The 17863-nt window shown below is 75.2% G+C and carries 21 protein-coding genes; 9 read left to right on the top strand and 12 right to left on the bottom strand.

The features are described from left to right. Nucleotides 1–7: 7 nt before the first annotated feature. Nucleotides 8–946: an alpha/beta fold hydrolase gene (locus ACMXGY_RS18570; RefSeq protein ID WP_483774441.1), complete on the bottom strand. Its 939-nt coding sequence runs from the start codon at nucleotides 944–946 to the stop codon at nucleotides 8–10. A 74-nt stretch (nucleotides 947–1020) separates the two neighbouring features. Between ACMXGY_RS18570 and ACMXGY_RS18575 the strand changes: the two genes are divergently transcribed. Then, nucleotides 1021–1617, top strand: a complete 597-nt coding sequence (locus tag ACMXGY_RS18575; RefSeq protein WP_483774442.1) for a TetR/AcrR family transcriptional regulator — start codon at nucleotides 1021–1023, stop codon at nucleotides 1615–1617. 114 nt (nucleotides 1618–1731) lie between these two features. Here the strand turns inward: ACMXGY_RS18575 and ACMXGY_RS18580 are convergent, their stop codons facing one another. From ACMXGY_RS18580 to ACMXGY_RS18590, 3 genes are all read right to left on the bottom strand, one after another. After that, nucleotides 1732–3135 (bottom strand): hypothetical protein, encoded by a 1404-nt coding sequence (locus ACMXGY_RS18580; protein ID WP_483774443.1) that lies wholly within the window; start codon nucleotides 3133–3135, stop codon nucleotides 1732–1734. A gap of 86 nt (nucleotides 3136–3221) precedes the next feature. Further along, a complete protein-coding gene (locus tag ACMXGY_RS18585; protein WP_483774444.1) occupies nucleotides 3222–4376 on the bottom strand; it encodes a hypothetical protein in 1155 nt (384 codons plus the stop codon). 106 nt (nucleotides 4377–4482) lie between these two features. Further along, the gene (locus tag ACMXGY_RS18590; RefSeq protein ID WP_483774445.1) at nucleotides 4483–5637 is read right to left on the bottom strand and encodes a VIT1/CCC1 transporter family protein; all 1155 of its coding nucleotides are present in this window, start codon (nucleotides 5635–5637) and stop codon (nucleotides 4483–4485) included. Between the two features lie 107 nt (nucleotides 5638–5744). Between ACMXGY_RS18590 and ACMXGY_RS18595 the strand changes: the two genes are divergently transcribed. After that, nucleotides 5745–6125 carry an FKBP-type peptidyl-prolyl cis-trans isomerase gene (locus ACMXGY_RS18595; protein WP_483774446.1) on the top strand — a complete coding sequence of 127 codons (381 nt, stop codon included), beginning with the start codon at nucleotides 5745–5747 and terminating at the stop codon, nucleotides 6123–6125. Between the two features lie 310 nt (nucleotides 6126–6435). Here ACMXGY_RS18595 and ACMXGY_RS18600 read toward each other — a convergent pair whose 3' ends face one another. Further along, nucleotides 6436–7149, bottom strand: coding sequence for a DedA family protein (locus tag ACMXGY_RS18600; RefSeq protein WP_483774447.1), 714 nt, complete (start codon nucleotides 7147–7149; stop codon nucleotides 6436–6438). A 248-nt stretch (nucleotides 7150–7397) separates the two neighbouring features. Between ACMXGY_RS18600 and ACMXGY_RS18605 the strand changes: the two genes are divergently transcribed. Together ACMXGY_RS18605 and ACMXGY_RS18610 are read left to right on the top strand one after the other, a co-directional pair. Next, complete coding sequence (locus ACMXGY_RS18605; RefSeq protein WP_483774448.1) at nucleotides 7398–7991, top strand: ribonuclease H family protein; 594 nt, start codon at nucleotides 7398–7400, stop codon at nucleotides 7989–7991. Between the two features lie 118 nt (nucleotides 7992–8109). Then, nucleotides 8110–9129: a DNA-3-methyladenine glycosylase family protein gene (locus ACMXGY_RS18610; RefSeq protein ID WP_483774449.1), complete on the top strand. Its 1020-nt coding sequence runs from the start codon at nucleotides 8110–8112 to the stop codon at nucleotides 9127–9129. A gap of 81 nt (nucleotides 9130–9210) precedes the next feature. On the opposite strand, the gene ACMXGY_RS18615 is transcribed toward ACMXGY_RS18610, so the two are convergent. The 3 genes from ACMXGY_RS18615 to ACMXGY_RS18625 form a co-directional block, all read right to left on the bottom strand. Continuing rightward, nucleotides 9211–9393: a hypothetical protein gene (locus ACMXGY_RS18615; protein WP_483774450.1), complete on the bottom strand. Its 183-nt coding sequence runs from the start codon at nucleotides 9391–9393 to the stop codon at nucleotides 9211–9213. A gap of 145 nt (nucleotides 9394–9538) precedes the next feature. Next, complete coding sequence (locus ACMXGY_RS18620; RefSeq protein ID WP_483774451.1) at nucleotides 9539–10231, bottom strand: DsbA family oxidoreductase; 693 nt, start codon at nucleotides 10229–10231, stop codon at nucleotides 9539–9541. Nucleotides 10232–10256: 25 nt separating this feature from the next. Beyond that, nucleotides 10257–10898, bottom strand: coding sequence for a DinB family protein (locus ACMXGY_RS18625; protein WP_483774452.1), 642 nt, complete (start codon nucleotides 10896–10898; stop codon nucleotides 10257–10259). A 336-nt stretch (nucleotides 10899–11234) separates the two neighbouring features. Between ACMXGY_RS18625 and ACMXGY_RS18630 the strand changes: the two genes are divergently transcribed. Further along, nucleotides 11235–11882, top strand: a complete 648-nt coding sequence (locus ACMXGY_RS18630) for a histidine phosphatase family protein (RefSeq protein ID WP_483774453.1) — start codon at nucleotides 11235–11237, stop codon at nucleotides 11880–11882. A gap of 56 nt (nucleotides 11883–11938) precedes the next feature. Further along, a complete protein-coding gene (locus tag ACMXGY_RS18635; RefSeq protein WP_483774454.1) occupies nucleotides 11939–12496 on the top strand; it encodes a PH domain-containing protein in 558 nt (185 codons plus the stop codon). A gap of 21 nt (nucleotides 12497–12517) precedes the next feature. Here the strand turns inward: ACMXGY_RS18635 and ACMXGY_RS18640 are convergent, their stop codons facing one another. Both ACMXGY_RS18640 and ACMXGY_RS18645 read right to left on the bottom strand, forming a co-directional pair. Further along, nucleotides 12518–13279: an MOSC domain-containing protein gene (locus tag ACMXGY_RS18640; protein WP_483774455.1), complete on the bottom strand. Its 762-nt coding sequence runs from the start codon at nucleotides 13277–13279 to the stop codon at nucleotides 12518–12520. A 110-nt stretch (nucleotides 13280–13389) separates the two neighbouring features. Next, complete coding sequence (locus ACMXGY_RS18645) at nucleotides 13390–14892, bottom strand: FGGY family carbohydrate kinase (RefSeq protein ID WP_483776906.1); 1503 nt, start codon at nucleotides 14890–14892, stop codon at nucleotides 13390–13392. 43 nt (nucleotides 14893–14935) lie between these two features. On the opposite strand from ACMXGY_RS18645, the gene ACMXGY_RS18650 reads away from it, so the two are divergent. Beyond that, nucleotides 14936–15547, top strand: coding sequence for a class I SAM-dependent methyltransferase (locus tag ACMXGY_RS18650; protein WP_483774456.1), 612 nt, complete (start codon nucleotides 14936–14938; stop codon nucleotides 15545–15547). Here the strand turns inward: ACMXGY_RS18650 and ACMXGY_RS18655 are convergent. Next, nucleotides 15534–15809 carry a hypothetical protein gene (locus ACMXGY_RS18655; RefSeq protein WP_483774457.1) on the bottom strand — a complete coding sequence of 92 codons (276 nt, stop codon included), beginning with the start codon at nucleotides 15807–15809 and terminating at the stop codon, nucleotides 15534–15536. The two genes, ACMXGY_RS18650 and ACMXGY_RS18655, sit on opposite strands and share 14 nt — an antisense overlap. Before the next feature lie 3 nt (nucleotides 15810–15812). Next, nucleotides 15813–16865, bottom strand: a complete 1053-nt coding sequence (locus ACMXGY_RS18660; RefSeq protein WP_483774458.1) for a C2 family cysteine protease — start codon at nucleotides 16863–16865, stop codon at nucleotides 15813–15815. 156 nt (nucleotides 16866–17021) lie between these two features. Between ACMXGY_RS18660 and ACMXGY_RS18665 the strand changes: the two genes are divergently transcribed. Beyond that, nucleotides 17022–17567: a hypothetical protein gene (locus ACMXGY_RS18665; RefSeq protein ID WP_483774459.1), complete on the top strand. Its 546-nt coding sequence runs from the start codon at nucleotides 17022–17024 to the stop codon at nucleotides 17565–17567. Between the two features lie 3 nt (nucleotides 17568–17570). Continuing rightward, nucleotides 17571–17858, top strand: coding sequence for a hypothetical protein (locus ACMXGY_RS18670; protein ID WP_483774460.1), 288 nt, complete (start codon nucleotides 17571–17573; stop codon nucleotides 17856–17858). The last annotated feature ends 5 nt before the right edge of the window (nucleotides 17859–17863 follow it).

Here is a 17863-nt window from a genome sequence, read left to right on the forward strand (position 1 = left end):
GACCGGGTCAGGGACGTGCGGGATCGTGCCGCGCGAAGAAGTCCCGCAGCTCGGCGCCGATCTCCTCGGGCTGCTCGAAGGGCAAGGAGTGAGTCGCGCCGGGCCAGACGCGGACCTCGACGTCGGGCACGTTCGCCCTCGCACGGGCGACGGCGGCGTCGGGGTCCGCGTTCACGGCGCTGTCGCCCGCCATGGCCGCGTAGACGGGCACGCGGATCGCGCGCAGCTCGTCGGTCGTGAAGAGCGCCGGGAACGACCGCCGCGACCGGAAGTGCCGCGTGCCGGCCGCGATCACGGCGGTCACCGGGTCCGCCGGGTCGATGCGGTCGGCCCCGCCGATGCGGGCGAGCGCGGCGTCGCGCCAGCGCTGAGGCAGGAACGGCACCGACGAGGGGATCGACAGCAGCACCACCTGCCAGCGGATCCGGGAGAAGGTCTGCACCGGGTCGAGCAGGCTCAGCGACGCGACGTGGACGGGCCGGCGCACCGCGAGGTTCGCCGCGCTCCAGCCGCCGAACGAGTGGCCGACGACGTGCACGCGGTCGACGCCGAGCCCGTCCAGGGTCTCGTCGATCCACGCCGCCTGGGCCTCGGGCGTGCGCAGCGCCGCCGTCTGGACGCTCAGCCCCGCGTCACCGAGGGCGTCGACGGCGTAGACCGCGCGGTCCTGGAGGAGGGCGGGCAGGTTGGTGCCCCACATCGGGACGGCGGCACCCCAGCCGGGCAGCAGCAGGGCGGGGGTCCGACGAGCCACGTCTGCGGTCGTGCCGGACGGCGCGAAGCGGTAGGCGCGGACCGTCCCGGACGCGGTGGGCACGTCCCACGTGCGCTCGGGATCGGGCAAGGTCGCCATCGCGGTCCGGTAGGCGGTCTCGAACTCGGCCCGGCCCGCCGCGTCGCGCCACCCGCCGGCCTCGGACGGCAGGTCGGTCTTCTCGTCGGCCATGGGGCCACCGTGCCAGCCGGCGGGTTGCAATGCAACTGCATCGTAACGGTGGACGGCCGTGCGAAGATCGCCCCGTGCCTCGCGACGTGGACCACGACCAGCGCCGACACGAGATCGTGCTCGCGGTCTGGACGATCGTCGCGCGCCGCGGCATCGAGGGCGTCACGCTGCGCGGCGTCGCCGCGGAGGCCGGGGTCTCCATGGGCCGCGTGCAGCACTACTTCGGGACGCGCGACGAGCTCGTGCGGCACGCGTGCCGGCTCATGGTCGAGGGCGCGCAGGCCGAGCACCTCGCACAGGGCGCGACGCTGCCGCCGGTCGAACGGCTCCGGCTGCTGGTCCGGCGCGCCGTGCCGACGACGCCGGAGTTCACCCTGGGCGTCGCCGTCTGGACCGCGTTCCACGCCAAGAGCGTCGACGACCCCGAGATCGCGGCGATCCTCGCCGACGCCCACCGCGGCGGCGTCCGCGAGGGCGCCGCGCTCGTCGCGGCCGCGCGCGAGCAGGGCGGCCTGCCCGACGGCGAGGACCCGGCCGCCGTCGCGCTGCGGCTCCTCGCCCTCGCGGAGGGCTACGGCGCCCGTGTCCTGGTCGGCAGCCTCGACGCCGACGACGCCCTCGCCGCGCTCGACCGGGAGCTCGAGGAGATCGGGGCGGCACCGCGCGCGTGAGCACGCAGCGCCGCCCCCGGCACGCTCACCGCGGGTGTTCCCTGGCCAGGACCGGCGACCGCGCCGCAAGGACCGCCCGGGCGCATGGCCCGGGCGGTCCCGTCGTGGCGGACGTCAGCGCCGGTCGGTGAAGACCGGCGTGTAGGCGTCCATGTCCGCGACCCAGGACTTCCGGCGGAAGCGCTGCATCGTCAGGCCGAGCAGCGTGAGCAGCCCCGCCATCACGAGCAGCCCGAGGTCGCCGCCCGCACCGGTCGTGGCGAGGGCCGTCGGGCCCGAGGCCGCGACCATGCCACCGGTCGAGGCGGAGGCAGCGGTGCCCGTCCCGGCGCTCACCGGGTTGAGGACGCGGACGACCGTGCCGTCCGTACCGTCCGTCGCCCCAGGGTCGGTCCCGTCCGTCGAGTCCGTCGGGTCCGTGGGGTCCGTCGGGTCCGTCGGGTCCGTCGGGTCCGTCGGGTCCGTGGGGTCCGTCGGGTCCGTCGGGTCCGTCGGCGCGACGGCCGTGGGGCAGGCCGCGGACGCGTCGCCGAGCAGGCCCACACCCACGCCGCAGACGGTCACCGGCACGGTCACCGGAACGTCCACGTCGAGGTCGGGCAGCCCACCGAGCAGACCGTCGTCACCGGTCACGCCGTCGAGCAGCCCGTCGTCGCCCAGGACTCCGTCGAGGAGGCCGTCGCCGGAGCCGTTCCCGAGCAGGTCGTCACCGAGCAGGTCGTCCACGACCCCGCCGTCACCGAGGACCCCGTCGAGGAGCCCGGAACCGTCGGTGCCGTCACCCGCACCGGCGTCGGTCCCGCCGTCGGTGCCCCCACCGACGACGGCGTCCCCGACGACCCCGACCGCGACGTCGGAGACGTTCACCGGGACGGTGATCGGCGCGTCGACGTCGACGCCCGACCCGGTGTCTGCGGCACCGTCACCGGCACCGGGCGCCGGAGCAGCCGGAGCCGAGCTGTCGCCGGGCACCACCGCCGCATCGCCCAGGACGCCGACGGCGACCCCGCTCACGTCCACGGGGATCGTCACCGGCACGTCCACGGCGACGTCCGCCGGGTTCGTCGGCTCCACCGGGGCGGGGGCGGGAGCGGGCTCGGCCGCGGGGGCCGGAGCCACCGCCGCGTCGCCCAGGACGCCGACGGCCACGCCGGACACGTCGACGGGGATCGTCACCGGCAGGTCGACGTCCACGTCCGCCGGGGCGGGCGCAGGATCGGGTGCCGGGACGGGCGCCGGAGCCGGGTCGGGCGCCGGGGCGGGCGCTGGCGCGACCGTCGCGTCGCCGAGGACGCCCGCCGCGACGTCGGACACGGTCACCGGGACGTGCACGGGCGCGTCCACGGACACGTCGGGCAGGACCTCGGCCACCTGGCTCAGCGGAGCCTCGACCGACACGTCCAGTCCGAGATCGCCGAGGAGGTCGCCCTCGGCTGCGTGGGCCGCACCGGCCCCGACGACCACGAGGCCGCCTGTGACGAGCGCTGTGCGCAGCGCGCGCCGAACGAAGGTGTGCATGATCTGTCTCTCTCCTGCTCAGAAGTGGCTGGCGCACCGGGCGCCGGGTCGCGTGTGCCGCGCGCGAGGGCGCGACGCGAGCCACGTCAGGCAGGAGAGACGGGGACCTCGAAGAACGTCGAGGGGTGCTTCGACCGCGCGTCGTCGACGACGGCGGTCCAGGTCGAGAGCGCGGGGGCGTCGGCGCCCGCGCCGAGCGCGGCGAGGTCGCCGCCGGAACCGGCGCGCTGGGCGCTGCCGGACGGCGCGGGCGCGGTACCGAGGTCGCCGTCCGCGGGGACGCCGGGCGCGGACGGGCGGCCCGGCACGGCGGTACCCAGGGGCACGCCCACCGATGCTTCGGTGGCGGCTCCGGGCGGCACGCCCCTGTCGTACGCGCGCCACGGGTTCGGCCCGTCGCGCTGCGGGGGGATCGTCGCGGGAACCGGCTCGCCGCCCGGCACAGCCGGGATCGCCGGGGCGTCCGCCGGCGTCGCGGCGCCGGGGGTCGCAGCGCCCGGGACGGCGTCGTCGGGGCCGCTCGCGCCGGGAGCCGTCGGGATCCCCGGGTCGGTACCGGGTCGCTCGGGAAGGACGGGAGCGAGCGGGTCGAGCGGTGCGAGGGGTTCCGTGATGGGACCGAGCACCGGGTCCGTGACCGGTGCGAGCAGGTCGAGGACCGGAGTCAGCGCGTCGAGGACCGGAGTCACCGGGTCGAGGGCCGGAGCCGCCGTCCCCAGCACCGGGTCCACGACGGGGGCCACGGCCTCGACCACCGGGGTCACGGCCGGGACGACGGCGTCGAGCACCGGCGTGGTCACCGGTGCGACGGCGTCCGTCACGGGCTGCACGACCGGCGCGACAGGCGCCACGACCTGCTCGACCACCGGCGCGACGGGAGCGACCACCTGGTCGACGACCGGGGCGACGGGTCGCGTGACCTCCTCGACCACCGGCGCTGCCGGGGTCACGACCGTCTCGACGACCGGGGCGACGGGCTGGACCACGGGGGCGACGACGTCGCGCACCACGGGCTCCACGACCCCCTGCACGACCGGGTCCAGGACCGTCTGCACCGTCGAGGTGACGGGCGACAGGGCCTTGCCGAGACCGAGCGGGTCCTCTGCGGCCGACGCACCGCCGGCCGTCGCGACCGCGAACGCCAGACCCGCGCCGAGCCCACCCGAAGCGACGAGCGCACGCACGAGCCAGCGACGGGCGGCTGGTGCGCGCCTGCCCTGCGCGTCGTGCGTCACGTCCATCGAGTGCCCCGTGGGTCGTCGGTGCAGCGAAGGAACGGGTCGCCGGACCCGTCCGCGCTCACGGTAGGCATGCCCCTGTGACGCTCACCACCGGACGCGCCGGATTTCACCCGACCGTTGCCCCGAACACCAGGCCGAGGAGGTAGGTCGCCGCAGCGGCACCGAAGCCGATGGCGATCTGGCGCAGCGCACGCGTCAGCGGAGAGGTACCGGACAGCAGGCCGACCGTCGCCCCGGTCGCGAGCAGCGCGATGCCGACGAGCCCCGCGGCGACGGCGACGGCGACGTAGCCCGTGAGGCCGAGGAGGTACGGCAGGACGGGGATCAGCGCGCCGGACGCGAAGAAGAGGAACGAGGAGACCGCTGCCCCCATGGCGGTGCCGTGGGTCTCGTGCTCGTCGGCGCTCGGCGGCGGCGCGATGAGGGTCTGCTGCGTGTACGTCGCGAGCACCTCCGCGGCGTGCTCCTCGGCGGCCGCCGGCGCCATGCCGCGCGCCCGGTACACGAGGGCGAGCTCGTTCGCATCGACGTCGAGGTCGGGCAGCGCGGCCGACGCCTCCGGGCTCGGCGTGGACGCGTCGAGCAGCTCGCGCTGCGACCGTACCGACACGTACTCCCCCGCGCCCATCGACAGCGCGCCCGCGAGCAGGCCGGCGAGACCGGAGAGCAGGACGGTCGTGTTCGACGCCCCGGACGCACCGATGCCCAGGATGAGGGCGAGGTTCGACACCAGTCCGTCGTTCGCGCCGAACACCGCGGCCCGGAACGTCCCCGACATGCGGTTGCGCCCGCGCGTCGCGAGCCCGCGCACGACCTCCTCGTGGATGCGCTCGTCCGCGGCCATCCTCGGGGTCGCGTCGGCGTCGGTCTCGTACGTCGAGCGCGCCTCGGCACGCTGCGCGAGCGCGAGGACGAACACCCCGCCGAAGCGTCGTGCGAGCCAGCCGAGCGTGCGGGTGCGCCAGTCACCGCGCAGGGGCCTGCCGACGTCCTCGCCGAGCAGGTCGAGCCAGTGCTGCTCGTGCCGCTTCTCGGCGTCCGACAGCGCGAGGAGGATGTCGCGCTCCTCGCCGCTGCGACGGCTCGCCAGGTCGCGGTACACCGCGGCCTCCGCGCGCTCGTCGGCGAGGAACCGCCGCCAGCGCCTGACCTCCCGCTCCGTCGGCGCGTGCCCGACGGCGGCAGCGGGCACCGCGCCGGGCGTCACCTCGCGCGGGGTCTCGGCAGGCAGGCCGGAGGCCGGCTCGGGTGTGCTGGGCATGCCTCCATCATGGCGACTTTCCGCCGTCCCGTGTTTCGCCGGGCCGAACTGCGCGAGGGGGACGGCCGCGACCGCCGTTCCGCACGTCCCCGTGGTTGGATCGGAGCATGACCACTCCTGAGAACGAGCTGTCCCGCCCCGAGGTCGACGCGCCCGAGGGCCCCGCCCCCACCGAGCTCGTCGTCGAGGACATCACCGTCGGCGACGGTCCCGAGGCGACGCCCGGCGCGACCGTGAACGTGCACTACCTCGGCGTCGAGTACGAGACCGGCGACGAGTTCGACGCCTCGTGGAACCGCGGCCAGTCGATCAACTTCCCCCTGCGCAGCCTCATCGCCGGCTGGCAGGAGGGCATCCCCGGCATGAAGGTCGGCGGTCGCCGCAAGCTCGTCGTCCCGCCGGAGCTCGCGTACGGCCCCGCGGGCGGCGGCCACCGCCTCTCCGGCAAGACCCTGATCTTCGTCATCGACCTGCTCGGCGTCTCCTGACCCCACCGCCGAGGTAGAACCCGGCCGCGCGAGGTAGAACCCCGGTCGCGCGAGGTAGAACCGTGGTTCCTTGGGGCCGACGGCGCATGGTCGCCGTGGGTGTCGGGGTGGGTGGGGGCGCCGCGTCTGCCCGTGGTGAGGTGGTGGCTGAGCGGGCGGGGCGTCGTCGGAGGCGAAGGGCGTCAAGGCTGCGCTCCCCAGACCCACGCCCGACGGTCCAGGGTGACGGCGCGGACAGCCCGAGCAACGACGCCGTCCCGCACGCGGACCCGACCACGAACCACCCCGCTCTACGTCGGCGGCCGGGGTTCTAGCTTGCGGGCCCGGCGCAGGGAACCAGGTCCGGCTCCGGCGCCGACGGGGCCGGAGCCGGGGCCGGGAGCCCCGTCGCGGCCCCGGAACGCTCCCGGCGCGCGGCGCGCAGCCGGACCACGGTGTCGACCAGGACCCCCAGGAGGATCCCGCCGACGACTCCGACGACCACGGCGAGCAGCGGGCTGTCACCGACCCACGCGGCGGCGAGCGTCCCGATGAGGAACGAGTAGGTCGCCCAGGTCACGGACGCGACGGCAGAGAGCGCCATGAAGCGCCGGCGTGAGAAGCCCACGGCACCCGCGGTGACGTTGACCGCCGTCCGGCCGACGGGGACGAACCGTGCCGCGAGCACGACGGACGCGCCACGGCGGTCGAGCGAGCGCGTCGCCCAGGCGACGGCACGCTGTCCCCTCGGCCCGCGCAGGACCGGCAGGGTCCGGGTACCGAGCGCCCGACCCAGCGCGTACGCGAGCTGGTCGCCGCACCACGCGCCGAGCGCGGCGACGGCCAGGACCAGCCCCCAGGCGACGCCGCCACCCGACTGTGCGCCCACCGCGAGCATGACGATGACCGTCTCGCCCGGGATCGGCGGGAAGAAGCCGTCAGCGGCCGTCGTCGCGAAGAGCGTCGGGAGCGCCCACGCCGAGTCGACGAGCGCGAGCAACCACGACTCGACCTGTCCCCACAGCTCCCCCACCCACGTCACCATGTCGTCCAGCCTCGACGACCGGACGGCGTCCCACCATGGGGTATCCCCCCGGTTCTCCCCTGAGGTGACCCCGAGCCTGCGTCAGCGCGGCCGACCTGGGGACCGTCGATCCTCTCGGCGGCCGCCGAGACCGGTCCTGCTGTGGACGGTGGCACGACGACGCTCCTGGACGGGAGACAATGAGCCCCGACGCATTCGCCTCCCCGCCGCAGCACGGTGGCCGGGGACGTCCGTGATCGAGGAGCGCTGTGATCACTGTCAGCACCGACGGCTCGTGCCTGGTCAACCCGGGTGGCGCCATCGGGTGGGCGTGGATCAACCACGACGGCACGTTCGACTCCGGCGGCGCCGCGAGCGGGACCAACCAGGTCGCCGAGCTCACGGCGCTGCTCCAGGCCGTGCGCGCGCACCCCGGCGCTGAGCCGCTGCTCATCGAGTCCGACTCGCAGTACGCCATCAAGTGCGCGTCCGAGTGGGTCGTCGCGTGGAAGCGCAAGGGGTGGCGCACGGCGGGCGGGCAGCCGGTGAAGAACCTCGAGCTCGTCCAGGCCATCGACCGCGTCATCACCGAGCGCGCCGGACCGGTGCGGTTCCGCTGGGTCCGGGGTCACGTGGGCGACCCGTTCAACGAGCGGGCCGACCAGCTCGCCGGCCTCGCGGCGCAGGACTGGGCCGCTGGTCGGGGCGACCTCGACGGCACGCTCGTCCCTGAGCTCGGCGACCCCACGCGACCGGGCGGCCGGGTCTCCGCGGCCGTGCCCGCCACGACCGCCCCGCACGCACCGGCGTCCAGGCAGCCGACGCCCGAGCCCGTGTGGGGCATGGACACCCTCTTCGACTGACGCGCCACCGCCGAGCACGACCTTGGTGTCGTGATCGAGCGGATGACGACACCAAAGCCGTGCTCGACGCGGCGCGACGTCGTGCCCGGCGGTCGGTGGCGGGTGCGACCATGGGTCGGTGACCGTCTCGCCGAGCACGGGCCTGGAGCCCGCCGAGCACGCGGTCGGCGACCGTCCAGGGCGGGATCCGGTCGTGAACCCCGTGCTCGCCGGCGGGAGACCGCGGGTCCGGCGCGTGTCGTCCGGGCGCCCGCTCGACCTGCACCTCACGCTCGACCGGTTGACCCGCGGACCGTACGACCCCACCTCCCGACGGGGCCCCGGCGAGGTGTGGCGCACCACGCGGCTGCCGAGCGGACCGGCGACGTGCCGCCTCGTGCAGACCGGGCCGCGCGACGTCGTCGGGCACGCGTGGGGGCCCGGCGCGGAGGAGGCGCTCGACGCCCTGCCCCAGCTGCTGGGCGAGCAGGACGACGACCACGGCTTCACCCCGCCCGCTCCCCTCCGTGACGCGCACAGGCGCAGCACCGGCCTGCGCGTGCCGCGCACCGGACGGGTGCTCGAGGCGCTCGTGCCGGCCATCCTCGAGCAGCGCGTGCAGACCGTGGCCGCCTGGAGCTCCTGGGCCTGGCTCGTGCGTCGCTACGGCGAGCCGGCGCCCGGACCCGCGGGCGACGTCGGGATGTTCGTGGTGCCCGACGCCGCGACGTGGGCGTCCGTCCCCTCGTGGGACTGGCACCGTGCGAACGTCGACCCGGGTCGCGCCCGGACCGTCGTCGCCGCGGCGCGGGTCGCGCGCCGGCTCGAGGAGTGCCCGGCGCTGCTCGACGCTCGCGGGGCCAGCGCTGCCCACGCCCGCCTGCAGGCGGTCCCGGGGGTGGGTGTCTGGACGGCTGCGGAGGTCGCGCAGCGCGCGCTCGGCGACGCCGACGCGGTGTCCGTGGGCGACTACCACCTCGCGAAGGCCGTCGGCTGGGCGCTGGTCGGCGAGCGTGTCGACGACGAGCGGATGCTCGAGCTGCTCGCGCCGTACGCCCCGCACCGCTACCGCGTGGTCCGACTGCTCGAGGTCTCCGGACGCGCTCGGCCCCCGCGCCGCGGCCCGAGGTTGTCGATCCAGGACCACCGCCGCAACTGACCACCCACCACACCGCTGAGTGCATGAAAAAGTCGCCGGATCATCCGATTCCGGCGACTGTTTCATGCACCCAGCGCGGGGTTACTCGGGAAGCGCGCACGCCCCGTCGACGCAGACCGCCGCGTCGTCCGCGCCGACGAGCGTGAGCCCGGGAGCGGGCTGCTCGCGGTGCGGTGCCGCGGCGTCGGACGGGCTGACGCTCAGGAGCGTCGTCCGCCGCGGGTTCGCGATGGAGTGGTAGAGGTTCGTCGTCATGTCGGTCATCTGAGGCCTCCTCGTGGGATTCACGGGCGCCGGTGCACGTGTGGGCCGGCGTCGGTGCGGGCTGCGTCCCAGTCTCGGTGATACCGAGTCGCAGGTCCACCGCACCGGGTGTGAGATAGGTCGCTGCGCCGCGCGGCGCCACCGATCAGGCCGCCGCGCCCTCCGTGGCGGCCTGCTGGAGCACCTGCACGAACACAGCCGGGTCCTGCGCTCCCGAGACGCCGTACCGACCGTCGACGACGAAGAACGGCACGCCGTTGATCCCGTACGCCCGGGCCTGCTCGATGTCGGCCTGCACGTCGTCGGAGTAGCGCCCGTCCTCCAGCGCCGCCAGCACGTCCGCCCGGTCGAGACCGACCTCGGCGGCGAGGTCCGCGAGGACCTCGACCCGGCCCACGTGCTTGCCCTCCTCGAAGTACGCCTTGAGCAGGCGCTCCTTCATCTCGACCTGCTTGCCGTGCGCCTTCGCGTGGTGCAGCAGCTCGTGCGCGGTGAGCGTCTTGGTGTGCTGGAGGGCGTCGAAGTCGTACGACAGCCCCTCCGCGGCGGCGAGCTGCGTCATCTGGGCGAGCATCTGCTCGACCTGCTCGCGCGGCATCCCCTTGTGCCCCGCGAGGAAGTCCACCTCGGTCCCGTCGAAGTCGACCGGGGTGTCGGGCGCGAGCTCGAACGAGTGGTACTCGATCTCCACCTGCGGGCCGTCCCCGCTCTCCGCGAGCCGGTCGAGGGCGGTCTCGAGCCGTCGCTTGCCGACGTAGCACCACGGACAGGCCACGTCGGACCAGATGTCGATCTTCACGGTGCGCGCGCTCGACCCGTCAGGGCTGTTCGTCGTCATGTGACCGTTCAACCATCTGCCAGACCTACGGATTCCCACCGCCCGTCGTGACGTGCGACGCACGGAACAGGTCCTGCAGCACCATGATCTCGGCGCCGTGGTGGATCAGCTCGCGGTTCATGTGCGCGACGAGGTGCGCGAAGGGCGACGCCGCGTCGATCGGAGTGGCCTGGCTCAGCCCGACGGTGAACACCTGGTCGTCGGGCAGCGCGTCCACACCGGCTCGCCACCGGTCCACCTCGTGCCGCAGCCCCGCGACCGCAGGGCCGACCTCCCCCGAGAACGTCACCGAGTCCCGGCGCCGCTCCCGGGCGCCGAACGTCCACTCCCACCGTTCGAAGTACGCCTCGGTGAGGTGCGCGACGAGCCACGCGATCGTCCGCGGCTGGGGCGAGTCGGGCCCCTCCGGCCACTCCATGACCCAGTCCCCGCCACCGGACGTCCGCGGAGCGCGCTCGGCCCCGCGCCGCACGACCCGCAGCGCGTCCGGGCCGGGTTCCCACTCGAGCTCCGCCTGCGTGAGCGTCCCCAGCCGCTCGGAGACCTCGAGCCACGAGAACCCGAGCTGGCCGCGGACGACCGCCGCCGCCGTCGGGACCTCGAGGATCGACCAGTCGAAGTCGGGGCTCCCGTAGGCGACCTCCCCGTCCGCCGTCTCGTGCACCATCTCGCTCCCCTCTCCGGTGGCCTCGTCGCCACCCTCGATCCGCTCCGGGACCGACGCTAGCGGGGACCACCGACGCCGTCTTGAGAGACAATGGGTCTGCCCCTCCCCTCCCCGCCACCGGAGTTCTCGTGCGCATCCGTCCTCGCACCGTCCTGCTCGTCGCCACCGGGGTCGCGGTCGTCCTCCTCGGCGCGCTCGTGGTGTTCTTGGCTCTCAACGGCGTGGACGGCGTCGCGGGCTGAGCCGGGTCGCCCACCGCACGACGAGCGCCCCGCCGCGCGCCCGAGCCGCCGTCGGGCGATCCTGCTGGAGGACACCCCACCAGGAAGGCCGACCGTGAGCGCGAACGACACCGCCCCAGACCCGCAGCTCGTCCTCGTGCGCCACGGAGAGACCGAGTGGAGCGCGAGCGGTCGGCACACCGGCCGCTCGGACATCCCGCTCACCGTCGCGGGCGAGCAGCAGGCCGTCGCCGCGGGCGTGTGGCTGCAGCGGTGGGCCGACCGGCGGGGCCGGCGCGCCGCCGTCGTGCTCACGAGCCCCCGGCAGCGCGCGCAACGCACTGCCGACCTCGCGGGGTTCCCCGACGCACCGACGGACGACGACCTCGCCGAGTGGGACTACGGGCCCGTCGACGGGCGCACGTCGGCCGACGTCGGCGCGGAGCTCGGGCGCGAGTGGCTGATCTTCCGCGACGGCGTCAACGTCCTCGCGGCGGCGAACGGGCACCGCGGCGAGGCGCTCGACGACGTCGCCGCACGCGCCGCACGGGTGCTCGCGCGCGTGGAGCCGACGCTGCAGGGCGGCGACGACGTCGTCCTGTTCGCGCACGGTCACCTGCTGCGCGTGCTCGCGACGGTCTGGCTCGGGGTCGACCCCGCGCTCGGCGCGCGGCTCGAGCTCGGGACCGCTGCGATCTGCCTGCTCGGGTACGGGCACGGGCTGCGCACGATCGAGGGCTGGAACCTGTCGCCGGTGTCGTAGCGCCCGGCTCCGGACGGGCCTCCCGGCACGCGCCGCGAGGTGGCACCATGCTCCCCATGGGACTGAGCGAGAAGCACCTCACCGAGGGTGAGCACGTCGTCATGGAGCTCAAGGAGCACGCGAAGGCGCTGTTCTGGCCGTTCGTGCTGCTCGTGGTGCTCGTCGCGGCGGTCGTCGTGACCGTCCTGCTCGTCCCGAACGACGTCGCGCGCTGGGTGGTCGCCGGGCTGGCGCTCGTCGCCGCCGTGGTCTGGGTGTTCGTGCCGTGGCTGCGCTGGCGCACCACCGAGTACACGGTGACGAACAAGCGCATCGCGATGCGCTCGGGGATCATCACGCGCACCGGTCGCGACATCCCGCTCTACCGCATCAACGACGTCAACTACGAGAAGGGCCCGATCGACCGCCTCTTCGGCTGCGGGACGCTCGTCATCTCGGACGCGACGGACAAGCCCGGCCTGAACCTCCACGACGTGCCCGACGTCGAGAACGTGCAGGCGCGCCTGCACGACCTGCTGTTCTCCGCCGACGACGGCTCCGACGACGGCGAGTGGCCGCCCAACGAGCCGCCGCGCGGCCCGCGCGCCCCCCGCATCCCGCGCGCGGAGCGCTGACAAACCCGGGCCGGGTGCCGCTCAGTCCTCGATCCGACGACCCGCGGCGATCTCCACGCGCGCGAGCATCTCGTCCGTGAGCGTGACGTCCCCCTCGAGGTGCGCGGTGAGCAGCCGGCGCGCGACGTCGGTCGCCCGCTCCGGGTCCGTCCCGCGCGCGTTCCACGCACCGAACCAGTCGGTGAGCGTCACGCCGTGCTCGGGCCGGTAGCAGACCGTCACCGCGTCGCCCGTGCGCAGCTCGCCGTTCCGCACGACCCGCAGGTACGCGCCCGTGCGGTTCGCGTCCGCGAACCGCTTGACCCACCGGTCCTCGCCGAGGCGCCGGGCGAACGTCGCGCACGGCGTGCGCGGCTGGGTGACCTCGAGCAGCGCGGTCCCCACCGACCAGCGCTCCCCGACGACGGCGGCGCTCACCGGGATGCCCCGCACCCGCAGGTTCTCGCCGAACAGCCCCGGCGGGATCTCGCGCTCGAGCTGCCCGGTCCACCAGTCGACGTCGTCCTGCCCGTACGCGTAGACGGCCTGGTCCTCGCCGCCGTGGTTCGCGCGGTCGGCCTGCAGGTCGCCGTAGAGGCCGAGGCGGCGGACCTTGACGGGACCGTCGACGGGGCGCTTGTCGATCGCCGTGACGCCGACCGGGCCGGCGTCGGGCAGGAGCGCGTGGACGCGGCACACGGCCAGCACCTCGCCCGTCGGGGCGCTGGTCGCGACCTCGGTCACGGGAGCGGTGGCGGGCGCAGGGCCGACGGGAGCGGGGGGCGCTGACGATGCGGGCGACATCCCTCGATTCTCGCAGTGCGTCGGGCGTCGAGCACGACCCTGCGCCCGGTCGAGAACGACCTGTGTGCCGTCACGAGCCCGATAACGACACTGATGTCGTGTTCGGCGGGTCAGGCGAGGGCTGTGGTCGTCGCCCGCCAGCGGTCGTACGGTCCGACGACGCCCGCGCGCCCGGGTCCGGGAACGTCCGGTTCGTCCGTGGGCGCCACGGGATCGACCTGCTCCCCCGCGCCGCGGGCTGCCAGGATCGCCGCCCCGACCGCCGTCGCGCTGCGCAGCGCCACGCGCCGGACCGGGCGGTCGAGGACGTCCGCGAGCAGCCGCCGCGCGAGCGGCTCCCTCGCGCCGCCCCCCGTCACGACGACGTCCCCGGTCGGCGCGTCGAGAAGCGCCGCTGCCGCCGCGACGGCGAAGACCGTCCCCTCGACCGCGGCGCGGACCAGCTCGGCTCGACCGGTGTCCTCGGCGAGCCCCGTCCAGGCGCCCTGCGCACCGGGACCGGCGATACCCCCGCGCTCTCCCGTGAGGAACGGCAGGAACGTCACGCCCCGCGCCCCGTCGGGCACGGTCCGGGCGAGCGCGAGGCCGTCGTCCCAGGTCAGGCCGAGGACCCGCAGCGCCCAGTCCAGCGCGAGGCCCGCGTTCTGCACCGCGGCGAGCCGGTACCACCCGGCGCTCGCACCCGACCCCGTGTCCGCGAAGGTGTTGACCAGGGGGTCGAGCACCGGCTCCGGGTGGCCGGGCCGATCGAGCACAGCCATGACCTGGGCCCCCGACCCGAGGTTGACGTGCAGACCCGGCGCGCCGACGGCGAGGCGCGCCACCGGGGTGTCGCCGCCTCCCACCACCACGGGCACCGCGTCGCCGGACGCGGGGAACCAGGACGCGAGGCGTGACGTCGTGCCGGCCACCGCGTCCGAGGGCGCCACGCCCGGCAGGAGGCGACCGGGCAGGTCCAGGTGTGCGACGACGTCGCCCGCCCACGCGTCGCGCGTCACGTCCCACAGGAGCGTGCCCGCGGCGTCGGAACGGTCGGTCGTCCCGACCGGGAGCGCCGGAGCGTCCACGAGCCACGCCCGCACCACGTCCTTCGGCAGCAGCACGTGCGCGGCGCGGTCGAGGACCGCGGGGTCGTGGGCCGCGAACCAGTCGAGCACCGGCCCGGTCATGCCGGGGACGAGGGGGTTGGCGAGCCGTGCCCGGACGGCGTCGGGCAGCGCTCGCCACCGCTCGAGGCGACCGTCCGCGCGGCGGTCCGTCCACAGCACGGCGGGTGCGACGGCGACCCCCGCCTCGTCCACGAGCGCCGCCGCGTGCATCTGGCCGGCGAGGCCCACCGCGCGCACCGCGACGCCGCGGGCCGGCCCGTCGTCGGACGCACCGAGGGCGGCGACCCCTGCGGCGAGGTCGTCGAGGGCCCGGCCGAGCGCCGTCGTCCACGTGGCGGGGCCGGTCTGGGCCCAGCCGGGACGCGGGTGCTCGACGGGGTAGCTCGCCTCGGCCTCGGCGACGACCGTCCCGTCGCGGCCGAGCAGGACGAGCTTGAGGCCGCTCGTGCCGAGGTCGATGCCCAGGAACGTGTCGAAGAACCTGCCGCGGAAGGTCGGGACCATGGTCACGGGACCGACTCTCCCACGCACGGGTAGCGTCGGGGCCATGAGCGCCACCCGCCCCTCGCGCTGGGAGCAGAAGACCGCCGCCGACCCGTCGCACTCCACCTGGTACGTCGAACGGTTCCGCACCATGGCCGCCGAGGGCGCCGACCTCGCGGGCGAGGCGCGGCTGGTCGACGCGATGCTGCCGCGCGGCTCGCGCGTCCTCGACGCCGGGTGCGGCCCGGGTCGCGTCGGCGCGGAGCTGCACGCGCGCGGGCACACGGTCGTCGGCGTGGACGTCGACCCGGTGCTCGTCGACGCGGCGCGCGCCGACCATCCCGGCCCCGACTGGCGCGTGGGCGATCTCGCGGAGCTCGACCTGCCCTCCGAGGGCGTCGCCGAGCCGTTCGACGCGATCGGGTGCGCGGGAAACGTCATGACGTTCCTCGCGCCCGGCACCGAGGTCGAGGTGCTGCGCCGCTTCCGCGCGCACCTGGCACCGGACGGGCGCGCGGTCGTCGGCTTCGGCACCGGGCGCGGCTACGCGCCCGAGCGGTTCTTCGCCGACGTCGAGGAGGCGGGCCTGCATCTCGACGTCGCCCTCGCGACGTGGGACCTGCGCCCGTGGACCGCAGACGCCGACTTCCTCGTGGCGGTGCTCAGGCCGGCGTAAACGTGAACGTCACGGTCCCGCGCGACGTCCCGGGCTCTCCCTCGACGTCGACGACGTGCAGCAGACCGGCACCGTGCAGGTCGATCGCCTCGCCGAGGTCGACCCGCAGCACGTCGCTCCCGCGCGGCGAGCGCACCGCGAGCTGCGCGAGCGCGCGGCCCGCCCCGACGCCGACGCGCATGACCCCCACCCGCACGTCCGCGAACTCGGCCTGCGCCCCCTGGGCGACGCGCGCCGTACGTGTCTCGTCCTTGCCCGCCATGGGTCAGCCTCCCGTGTAGACGGAGTCGAAGTTCTCGCGGTACTCCTGCTCGGTGAGCCACACGTCGCCCACCTTGTCCCCGCTGCCGCCAGGCCCCCACGGGTTGACGACGTGGATCTTCAGCTCCCCGTCGACCTCCTTGACCTCGGTGACGACGTAGGCGTGGTTGGGGACGATGCTGTTGTCGTTCACCTCCTCCTCCCACCACCAGAACGCGTCGTCGTCCTCGGTGCCGACCGCGACCGGACCGTCCTCGAGGCGCTCCTGGATCTCGGAGAGACTCAGCTCGCCCGACCGCTCCGCCTCCCGGCCCGTGATGGCCTCGAACGCGTCGTCCGAGTGCCCGCCGTCGATGTCCTGGTAGTCGCCGCCGTAGTACTCCGCGGCGGCCTTCTCGTAGATCGACACCCAGTTCGGCTCGCCGTTCTGCCCGCCCACCCCGTTCTCGGGGACCGTGGGCTCGACGACGATCTCGACCGGCTCGCCGTCCTTGTACATCGTGACCGTGTACGTGCCGTCGTCGTTCAGCTGGATGTGCTCGCGCAGGAAGTTCGGGTCCGTCGTGGTGACGGCGCCCAGGCCGGCGAGGAACCAGCAGTCCCCGACCTGGCCCTGGTTGATGTCGTCGATCGAGAAGTCCTCGTTCTCGAGGTCGATCGGGGGGACGTCCTCGTAGTCGCCGAGGTCGTCCGTGAGGTCGGGGTCGCCGGGCCGGTCGCCGTCCTCGCCCGGCGTGCTCCGGTCGCCACCGCCCCCGCCGGACCCACCGCCGCCCGGCCCGCCGACGCCGTCGGTGCTCGTGCTCTCCTGCTGGTCGGCCTGGCGCGCGACGGCGGTCGCCGCGTCGCCGAGGACCGCCCCGACCGCTGCGACGGCGGGCGCGTGCGACGTGGACCACGCCCCGCGCAGCTCGTCGCCGTCGGGCCCTTCCCAGGCGCTCGACGTCACCAGCGCGTCGAGCTCGCCGCGCAGCGACGTCAGCTTGTCGGCGGCCTCGGACAACCGCTGCCCGAGCTGTCGCAGCTGTGCGACGTCCGCCCCGTACATCCCGCTCATGTCTCCCCCTCGCCCGCAGGTCGTGGCGACCGTACACCCGCCCTGACGTGCGCCGACATGGGTCGTCCTCCCCATGTCCGGCCCGGGATCGACCGCGCGGGCGCTGGTAGCGTCCCCCTCGGCGGACCCGTCGTCCGCGCGACACCGAGGGGGACCATGACCGAGCGGACCGTGACGCGACCACGGGCGAGGGACCTCGCCCGCGCCGTGCTCGTGCTGGGCGTGGTGGGCGCCCTCGCCGCGTGCGGCGGCACCGACGAGGAGCCGGCCGCCGAGCCGAGCCCGGCGGCCGAGGCCGTCCCCGCGTACGACGCCGCGCGCCAGGACGTCCTCGCGGCCGTCCAGGGTGTCGTCGGCGACGAGGGATGGACCGACGACGACGACGCGTCGGCGACCGGGCAGGACGACGGCCGCTGCGTCGTCTTCCTCCCCGACGCGAGCACGACGCGCGAGGGCGGCGCCGGCTACGACCTGCTCGAGGACCTCCCGGCCGAGCTCGCCCCGGTGCTCGAGGAGCACGGCTTCGGCGAGCCGTCCGACGTCGTGCACCCGGAGCACGGCGGCTCGGCGTACGTCGAGGCCACGGACCCGACGGGATGGTCCGTGACCGTCACGGCCGACGGCGACCTCGTGCGACTCGACGTCTCGGGCCCGGTCGAGCTCGACCCGTGCGACGAGGCCGGCCTCCCGGCCCTGGGCTGAGACGTGCCGTCGTACCGCGTCACGCTCGTCATCGGTCTGCTGCACCCTGGCGCCGACCCGGAGGTGGTGCTCCCGGCGGCGGCGGAGGCGGCGCGCGCCCTGACCACGGTCGAGGCGTACGACGTCGGCGTCGTGCGTGGCGAGGCCCGCGTCACCGTGCGCTTCCTCGCCGACAGCGACGTCGCCGCGCACGCGGTCGCCGACGTGGTCGAGGCGGGCGTGCGGGCCTACGCCGCCACGTCCGACGGACGCCTGACGCGCCGGTGGGGCGCCCGCTGGCGCCCTGCCTGACCGGC

It is taken from the genome of Cellulosimicrobium sp. G4 BAM 1002 (genome assembly GCF_057126935.1).

What these genes read in the sequence shown, in the direction of transcription:
- ACMXGY_RS18660 (WP_483774458.1), bottom strand. Translation starts at nt 16,865, where the DNA reads ATGAGCGGGATGTACGGGGCGGACGTCGCACAGCTGCGACAGCTCGGG.
- ACMXGY_RS18645 (WP_483776906.1), bottom strand. Translation starts at nt 14,892, where the DNA reads ATGGTCCCGACCTTCCGCGGCAGGTTCTTCGACACGTTCCTGGGCATC.
- ACMXGY_RS18615 (WP_483774450.1), bottom strand. Translation starts at nt 9,393, where the DNA reads ATGACCGACATGACGACGAACCTCTACCACTCCATCGCGAACCCGCGG.
- ACMXGY_RS18570 (WP_483774441.1), bottom strand. Translation starts at nt 946, where the DNA reads ATGGCCGACGAGAAGACCGACCTGCCGTCCGAGGCCGGCGGGTGGCGC.
- ACMXGY_RS18595 (WP_483774446.1), top strand. Translation starts at nt 5,745, where the DNA reads ATGACCACTCCTGAGAACGAGCTGTCCCGCCCCGAGGTCGACGCGCCC.
- ACMXGY_RS18620 (WP_483774451.1), bottom strand. Translation starts at nt 10,231, where the DNA reads ATGACGACGAACAGCCCTGACGGGTCGAGCGCGCGCACCGTGAAGATC.
- ACMXGY_RS18600 (WP_483774447.1), bottom strand. Translation starts at nt 7,149, where the DNA reads ATGGTGACGTGGGTGGGGGAGCTGTGGGGACAGGTCGAGTCGTGGTTG.
- ACMXGY_RS18635 (WP_483774454.1), top strand. Translation starts at nt 11,939, where the DNA reads ATGGGACTGAGCGAGAAGCACCTCACCGAGGGTGAGCACGTCGTCATG.
- ACMXGY_RS18585 (WP_483774444.1), bottom strand. Translation starts at nt 4,376, where the DNA reads ATGGACGTGACGCACGACGCGCAGGGCAGGCGCGCACCAGCCGCCCGT.
- ACMXGY_RS18590 (WP_483774445.1), bottom strand. Translation starts at nt 5,637, where the DNA reads ATGCCCAGCACACCCGAGCCGGCCTCCGGCCTGCCTGCCGAGACCCCG.
- ACMXGY_RS18640 (WP_483774455.1), bottom strand. Translation starts at nt 13,279, where the DNA reads ATGTCGCCCGCATCGTCAGCGCCCCCCGCTCCCGTCGGCCCTGCGCCC.
- ACMXGY_RS18580 (WP_483774443.1), bottom strand. Translation starts at nt 3,135, where the DNA reads ATGCACACCTTCGTTCGGCGCGCGCTGCGCACAGCGCTCGTCACAGGC.
- ACMXGY_RS18650 (WP_483774456.1), top strand. Translation starts at nt 14,936, where the DNA reads ATGAGCGCCACCCGCCCCTCGCGCTGGGAGCAGAAGACCGCCGCCGAC.
- ACMXGY_RS18625 (WP_483774452.1), bottom strand. Translation starts at nt 10,898, where the DNA reads ATGGTGCACGAGACGGCGGACGGGGAGGTCGCCTACGGGAGCCCCGAC.
- ACMXGY_RS18655 (WP_483774457.1), bottom strand. Translation starts at nt 15,809, where the DNA reads ATGGCGGGCAAGGACGAGACACGTACGGCGCGCGTCGCCCAGGGGGCG.
- ACMXGY_RS18665 (WP_483774459.1), top strand. Translation starts at nt 17,022, where the DNA reads ATGACCGAGCGGACCGTGACGCGACCACGGGCGAGGGACCTCGCCCGC.